Annotated in this window: 1 pseudogene; it reads right to left on the reverse strand. The window is 54.9% G+C overall.

Annotation, left to right across the window (positions count from 1 at the left end):
* Positions 1 to 1431, reverse strand: a pseudogene (locus C4N04_RS31365) (hypothetical protein); the annotation flags it as partial.
* Positions 1432 to 1546: the final 115 nt, after the last annotated feature.

The raw sequence follows: 1546 nt of genomic DNA on the forward strand, positions 1-1546 counted from the left end.
GCGGCCACTTGCCGGCTCAGGGGACAACCCCGACGCTGCGTTCGCCTCAACGACTTGCTGGTACTGCCGAAGCCGCTTGAAAGAGATAGTGTGTTTTCCCATGTCTTCGGTGAAGTCTTGGTAATCTCTTTTCAACGACCATTGCTGCTGATCACTGCCGTTGAGCCGGCTCGCTATGCTCTCCCTACCCTGCTTTTGCAGCCAATCACCAAACTTTCGTTGATTGCTGGCCAGCGTCGAGACGACTTTCCTCTGCGAAGTCGAGTCCGATCCGAGCTTACTCCGCTCTTCATTGGCGCAGCCATCAATCATGAGGGCGTCGTCGGGATAAGGATCATGCGGTTTCAACTGCGACTCGGCGCCTAGATACTGCCGCAGCCGATCGAAACTCACGACCACTTTTTTTCCTTCATCCTTGGTAAAGGCCCTAAAATCCTCCTTCAACGACCCTTGCTGCTCATCACTGCCAGTCAGGCGACTGCCTATGCTCCCCCGACCATTCTTTTGGAGCCAATTACTAAACCTCCGTTGATTGCTGGCCAGATTCAAGACGACTTTCCTCTGCGAAGTCGAGTCCGATCCGAGCTTGCTCAGCTCTTCGTTGGCCAAGCCATCAATCATGAGGGCGTCGTCGGGATAAGGATGATGCTGTTTCAACTGCGACTCGGCGCCTAGATACTGCCGCAGCCGATCGAGACCCACGTTTATTCTTCCTTCTTCCTTGGTAAAGGCCCTAAAATCCTCCTTCAACGACCCTTGCTGCTCATCACTGCCAGTCAGGCGACTGCCTATGCTCCCCCGACCATTCTTTTGGAGCCAACCACTAAACCTCCGTTGATTTATGGCCGTAACCCGGACAACTTTCCTCTTGGAAGTCGAGTCCGATCCGAGCTTGCTCAGCTCTTCCTTGGCGCAGCCATCAATCATGAGGGCGTCGTCGGGATAAGGATCATGCGGTTTCAACTGCGACTCGGCGCCTAGATACTGCCGCAGCCGATCGAAACTCACGACCGCTTTTTTTCCTACATCCTTGGTAAAGGCCCTAAAATCGTCCTTCAACGACTGTTGCTGCTGATCAGTACCCGTGAGTCGGTTGACTATGCTCTCCCTGCCCGTCCTTTGGAGCCAACCGCTAAATTTTCGTTGGTTGCTGGCATTTTTTCGAGAAGTCGAGTCCGATCCGCGCTTGCTCAGCTCTTCGTTAGCCAAGCCATCAATGACGCGGGCGTCGTCGGGATAGGGAACATGAATTCGGCGCCCCATCAGGCGCGGCCCAGGTCCAACGGCTTGGAGGTCTTGCCCCTCAGGCGCGAGCCTCCTGAAATGAGACAGTGCTGACTGAAGACGGTTCTGATCATCCCCACCGCTTGCCCAGTAATCCGCGATATCACCGGCTAGTGAATCTGGATCGTTTAAAAACCGAGAAGCCATCGAATCTCTGTTCTCTGCTCGGAGCCAACGAGCGAACCCCCTAAGAACCCATAAATTGTTCTCGACGGTACGCTCGGGAACCCTTCCGTCCCCTCGGCCGATGCTACCGTCGGGT

The sequence above is a fragment of the Rhizobium sp. H4 genome (assembly GCF_003013335.1).
GTDB classification, from domain to species: Bacteria; Pseudomonadota; Alphaproteobacteria; order Rhizobiales; family Rhizobiaceae; genus Rhizobium; species Rhizobium sophoriradicis.